This window comes from Ochrovirga pacifica, assembly GCF_000220525.1.
Taxonomy (GTDB): domain Bacteria; phylum Bacteroidota; class Bacteroidia; order Flavobacteriales; family Flavobacteriaceae; genus Ochrovirga; species Ochrovirga pacifica.
On record NZ_AFPK01000012.1, the window covers coordinates 1 to 4892 of the forward strand.

Here is a 4892-nt window from a genome sequence, read left to right on the forward strand (position 1 = left end):
AATATATATATATATNTNTNTNTNTNTNTNTTTTTTATAGTATTTTTTCAGTCTAGAAAAAGCAACTTATTAATTTATAAAATTAATAAATTAATATCAGTAAACGGAATATCAAACCAATCGCCTACGGCCTTTTTGGTTAGTATACCTCTATACATATACATTCCGCTACGAATTACAGGATCGTAAATAACAGCAGCATCAAAACCACCTTCATCTCCAACAGCTAGTAAATAAGGAGTGATGATATTGCTTATAGAAGCAGAAGCTGTTTTTGCATATCTAGAAGGTATGTTAGGAACGCAATAATGAATAACGCCATGTTTTACAAAAGTAGGTTTGCTGTGGGTTGTAAGTTCCGAAGTTTCAAAACATCCACCACGGTCTATGCTTACGTCTATAATTACAGAACCAGGCTTCATAAATGTTACCATATCTTCCGAAACCACAATAGGAGTTCTAGATTTTCCTTTCATAGCTCCAATAATCACATCAGCTCTACGCAATGCTTTTTTTAAAACTTTATGATGTATGGTTGATGTATAAATAGGACTGTTTAAGTCTTGCTGCATTCTTCTCAGTTTTGTGATTGAGTTATCAAAAACCTTTACACTAGCTCCTAATGCTTTGGCAGATTTGGCAGCAAATAAAGCAACGGTTCCAGCACCTAAAATTACTACTTCACAGGGTGGAACACCGCTAATGTTTCCTAGTAATCTTCCAGATCCACCTTTTTCGGCATTCATCAATTCTGAAGCAATTAAAATAGATGCCGTACCCGCAATTTCACTTAAAGATTTTACAATAGGAAAACTATTGTGCTCGTCTTGAATAAAATCAAAAGCGATGGCTGTAATTCTTTTATTGGCAAGTGCTTTAAAATACTCTTTGCATTGTGTTTTTAATTGTAAGGAAGAAACTAAAATTGCTTGAGGCTTAAGTAATTCTACCTCTTGTAAAGAAGGCGGAGCAACTTTTAAAACAATATTACAAGCAAATACCTCTTTGGTATCGTAAGTAATTTTTGCACCAGATTCTGCATATTCTTTATCCGAAAAATTAGAAGCCAAACCCGCATTCGATTCAATAACTATTCGATGTCCTTGCAGGGTCATGGCAGCCACAGCATCAGGAGTTAGGCATATTCTTTTTTCTTCATGACAGGTTTCTTTAGGAATACCTATCCATAAATCTCCCTTTTTAGGAACTACTGCCAAACGTTCTTCTTGAACATGGAACTTGATGTTTCCAAACGCACTTATTTTCTTTTCCATTTGAATAGGGCAAAATTGGTTTAAAGGAATTTTAGTGTTCTGCTTTGATCCTGATTTATCTTAATAGAAATTCCCTGTGCATTTAAAGGTAGTAAATTTTCTACATTCTCGGGCCACTCTACAAAACACCAAGCATCTTTATCAAAATACTCTTCAATCCCGATGTCATAAGCTTCTTCATCAGATTCAATTCTATAAAAATCAAAATGATAGATAAGTTCTTGGTTGTTTGCTTCGTACTCATTAACTAAAGCAAAGGTAGGGGAAGAGCTAATGGTACATCCTAACTGAAAAGCAAGCTCTTTGATAAGTGTTGTCTTACCAGTACCCATAGTTGCATAAAATAGTAGAATTTTACTTTTACTGGTTTGTAGTAACTGTTTGGCTACCTTAGGCAAGTCCTCAATAGTGTAGGTAATTTCCATGCAATTTAGGGTTTGTAAAAAGTGTAATCCATGTAGTAAACTCTAGATTTTTGCTCCTTTAATTCGTAACCATAAGCTTTCATAAAGTCAATAAAATCAGAATTTCCTTTAAACTTTTGGTCATTACCATCTTCATCTACAAGATATAAATAAGACACAATAGCGTTTTTTGGCGTTTCTTTTTTGTCTAATTCTTTTCTTGCGATGTAATGATTTTCTTTGTCATGTGGATGTAAACTAATCTTAAAATTGGCTTCGTTTAGGGTGTCTATTTTTTCTTCAAATTTTTGATCTTTAAGACTAATTACATCAATAGTTTTGGTAAAAATAACAGATGGTTTGCTTTTTTTTGAGGAACAAAACATCAAAGTACTTAAAACAAATGCAAGAATAATTTTTTTCATAAATAAACTTTTTTGAGATGATTACGTTCTTAAAATAAAGATAACTGGCTGAAAAAGTGCACCTAACTGGATTCGAACCAGCACGTCCATTGGACACCACCCCCTCAAGATGGCACGTCTACCAATTCCGCCATAGGTGCATGTTGATGGGCAAATATAAAAAAAGCGATTAAAATCTGTACATACCATGTAGCAGACTTATCATTTTTCTTGTGAGTAATATTGATTTAATCACTTTATTTTTTTATAGAAAGTCTCTAAAGTTTTAATGAACATTCCCTTTAATTAAAATCAATACAAAATCCTTTTATCAAAACAAAAAGCTCCTCTGTAAAAGAGATTTTTGTGTGATTGAGCTGGGGCTTATCACGATTTCATTTTATTCTGATAAATAGAGTTTTCATGCCCTAGTAAAAACAAAAAACCTTTCAAAAATGAAAGGTTTTAGTGACCGGGCTGGGGCTCGAACCCAGGACCCTCTCCTTAAAAGGGAGATGCTCTACCAACTGAGCTACCAGGTCAATGAGGGTGCAAATATAAGAGATTTTTTTAGCTGAGAAACTTTTTTTAGCTAGTTTTTTCTAGCATCTTTGTTTTTAGATTCGTAAATATTAAAAATTATGAAAATTGTATTGCTAGGTTACATGGGATGTGGTAAATCCGAAATTTCTAAATCGTTGAGTAAATTGTACCAAATCAATAGAATAGATTTGGATGATTATATTGAAAATAAGGAAGCAATGCCAATTTCAGAAATTTTTAAACAAAAAGGAGAAATTTATTTTAGAAACTTAGAAACCGCTTGTTTGACCGAAATTTTACAAACAAAGGAGGGCTTTATCTTATCTCTTGGAGGGGGAACCCCCTGTTTTGGTACCAATATGCAGTTGGTAAATAAGTGGGCGATTTCTATTTACTTAAACGCCAAAATTCCAACCTTGGTTCAACGTTTGTTACCAGAAAAAGACAAACGACCGTTAATAGCAAGAGTGTCTAACGAAGATTTGCCCGAGTTTATAGGAAAACATTTATTTGAAAGAAATGTTTTCTATACCCAAGCACAGTTACAAGTAAGTGTAGATGACAAATCTGTTGATGCTATTGTATTGGAAATAAAAGAGACTTTGTCTAAATAAGGTAAGCCGAAGAGTTTTCTTTAGAAAAATCTACAACCACTTGTTCTTGCATAGAAGTTGATAAAGAGATTCCTTTATAATCTGCTTTTACGGGATATTTTTTATGATTTCTATCTACCAATACAGCAGTTCTGAACGATGCTAGTGGAACTTCTAAAAAATGTTTTACTCCATAAATTAAAGTTTTACCAGAATCTAAAACATCATCAATTAAGACTACATTTTTATTTTCATAAGCAGTAGCTGTAATGCTTGTGTGCGGATTGTTTAGTGGTTTTTTTTTATCCATCACCAGTTCACACAAAACAATTTCTATATCTGTAATTAAAGTTAATTGTTCTTTTATTTTTTGAGCAAACGTAAAACCATTTCCGTTGATACCTGCAAGTATTATTTCTTTTGCTTCATAATTGCTTTCTAAAATTTGAAAAGCAATTCTTCTTGTTTTCTGAACAATGGTTTGGTGGTCTAAAATGATGGATTTTTCCATATATGTGATGAAATTAGTTTTCGTCGTCAAAATTATAAGATTCTTGGAAATCGTCTATATCTCTTCGGTCTTTTTTACTAGGTCTACCTGCACCTTTTTTACGATAATATTCTTTAGAATATTTTAACAGATCTAAATGTTCAAAAGCTTCTTTTGGGGTGGTGTCTTTTCGGTATAAGTCAACCAATTTTGCTCCTACGCGGTTTGGTGGAATATCTAAAACCTCTAAACGATAGTTGATTTGGTTTTTCCTTACTTCAATTTTTTCTCCAATATATACCTCTTTAGAGGCTTTGGCATTACTATTGTTCAGCTTAACATGTCCTTTTTTACAGGCATCTGTAGCCAAGGATCGTGTTTTAAACATTCTAATAGCCCATAAATATTTATCAATTCGCATGCAATTCAAAGTAATTTAATCCGGTTTCTTTCTGCTAAGATAGGAAAATTGTAAATTGCGGCTTCAAAACAGATTATAATGAGTATTAAAAAAGTATTGTTAGCAATCGTATCAGTGGTAGGTATCGCATGTCAATCAGACAACGGATACAATTACAACCATCAAGGTAAATACGATACAGAAAAGGTAGTGATAGAAAAGTATTTAAATACATATACCTACGATGTTGATAAAGACGAGTTGGTTGTGGCAGAAAATGGTGCTACTACTTTAGCAAATGATCCCAAATTAATTCCACTATCTATTACATTTAACGATGTAGATTATACTATGTATAGTTACATTAGTGAGGAAGGAGTGGGGCTACAACCAGACGATAATGACGTAATTAATGCGGCTTATAGAGTGCATACTTTAACAGAAGATGCTAATGGCAATTTAGTTGAAAGTGATGCTATTGATGAAAACTATGTAAGTGATAGTTTTTTTGACTTAAGTTCTAACAGTTTGTATAGAGGATGGAGGTTAGGTTTTCAAGAATTTAAGGGAGGAACTGTTGTAGAAATAGATCCAACCGAACCAAGACAGTATAAGGATACAGGAAAAGGTTTTATGATTATGTCTTCTGGTTTAACACATTCAGTTGAAGGAAATCCTGTAAATGAATTCAATACAATTTTAATTTTTAAAGTGGAATTAAGAAATGTTAAAAAGAACGCCAATACTGAAGAAGATTAAAAGTATTAGGAAATAATATAAAAAA

7 protein-coding genes and 2 tRNA genes are annotated in these 4892 nt (G+C 32.7%); 2 read left to right on the top strand and 7 right to left on the bottom strand.

Annotation, left to right across the window (positions count from 1 at the left end):
* Positions 1-74: 74 nt before the first annotated feature.
* The 5 genes from FS85_RS0100820 to FS85_RS0100840 form a co-directional block, all read right to left on the bottom strand.
* Complete coding sequence (locus FS85_RS0100820; RefSeq protein WP_010134048.1) at positions 75-1274, bottom strand: alanine dehydrogenase; 1200 nt, start codon at positions 1272-1274, stop codon at positions 75-77.
* A 20-nt stretch (positions 1275-1294) separates the two neighbouring features.
* Positions 1295-1699 carry a tRNA (adenosine(37)-N6)-threonylcarbamoyltransferase complex ATPase subunit type 1 TsaE gene (tsaE, locus tag FS85_RS0100825; RefSeq protein WP_010134049.1) on the bottom strand — a complete coding sequence of 135 codons (405 nt, stop codon included), beginning with the start codon at positions 1697-1699 and terminating at the stop codon, positions 1295-1297.
* 5 nt (positions 1700-1704) lie between these two features.
* Entirely contained in the window at positions 1705-2103 is a 399-nt protein-coding gene (locus FS85_RS0100830) for a hypothetical protein (protein ID WP_010134050.1), read from the bottom strand.
* Between the two features lie 57 nt (positions 2104-2160).
* Positions 2161-2243 (bottom strand) — tRNA-Leu (locus FS85_RS0100835).
* 308 nt (positions 2244-2551) lie between these two features.
* Positions 2552-2624 (bottom strand) — tRNA-Lys (locus FS85_RS0100840).
* Positions 2625-2723: 99 nt separating this feature from the next.
* On the opposite strand from FS85_RS0100840, the gene FS85_RS0100845 reads away from it, so the two are divergent.
* Entirely contained in the window at positions 2724-3239 is a 516-nt protein-coding gene (locus FS85_RS0100845) for a shikimate kinase (RefSeq protein ID WP_010134051.1), read from the top strand.
* Here FS85_RS0100845 and FS85_RS0100850 read toward each other — a convergent pair.
* Together FS85_RS0100850 and FS85_RS0100855 are read right to left on the bottom strand one after the other, a co-directional pair.
* On the bottom strand, positions 3232-3729 hold the full coding sequence (locus tag FS85_RS0100850) for a phosphoribosyltransferase family protein (protein WP_010134052.1): 498 nt from the start codon (positions 3727-3729) through the stop codon (positions 3232-3234). The genes FS85_RS0100845 and FS85_RS0100850 overlap by 8 nt on opposite strands.
* Positions 3730-3742: 13 nt before the next feature.
* The gene (locus FS85_RS0100855; RefSeq protein ID WP_010134053.1) at positions 3743-4129 is read right to left on the bottom strand and encodes an RNA-binding S4 domain-containing protein; all 387 of its coding nucleotides are present in this window, start codon (positions 4127-4129) and stop codon (positions 3743-3745) included.
* Between the two features lie 78 nt (positions 4130-4207).
* On the opposite strand from FS85_RS0100855, the gene FS85_RS0100860 reads away from it, so the two are divergent.
* Positions 4208-4867, top strand: coding sequence for a hypothetical protein (locus FS85_RS0100860; protein ID WP_010134054.1), 660 nt, complete (start codon positions 4208-4210; stop codon positions 4865-4867).
* Positions 4868-4892 lie beyond the last annotated feature (25 nt).

Excerpts from the sequence above, each read along its gene's own strand:
- FS85_RS0100845 (WP_010134051.1), top strand. The coding sequence starts at position 2,724 with ATGAAAATTGTATTGCTAGGTTACATGGGATGTGGTAAATCCGAAATT.
- FS85_RS0100850 (WP_010134052.1), bottom strand. The coding sequence starts at position 3,729 with ATGGAAAAATCCATCATTTTAGACCACCAAACCATTGTTCAGAAAACA.
- FS85_RS0100860 (WP_010134054.1), top strand. The coding sequence starts at position 4,208 with ATGAGTATTAAAAAAGTATTGTTAGCAATCGTATCAGTGGTAGGTATC.
- FS85_RS0100855 (WP_010134053.1), bottom strand. The coding sequence starts at position 4,129 with ATGCGAATTGATAAATATTTATGGGCTATTAGAATGTTTAAAACACGA.
- tsaE (WP_010134049.1), bottom strand. The coding sequence starts at position 1,699 with ATGGAAATTACCTACACTATTGAGGACTTGCCTAAGGTAGCCAAACAG.
- FS85_RS0100830 (WP_010134050.1), bottom strand. The coding sequence starts at position 2,103 with ATGAAAAAAATTATTCTTGCATTTGTTTTAAGTACTTTGATGTTTTGT.
- FS85_RS0100820 (WP_010134048.1), bottom strand. The coding sequence starts at position 1,274 with ATGGAAAAGAAAATAAGTGCGTTTGGAAACATCAAGTTCCATGTTCAA.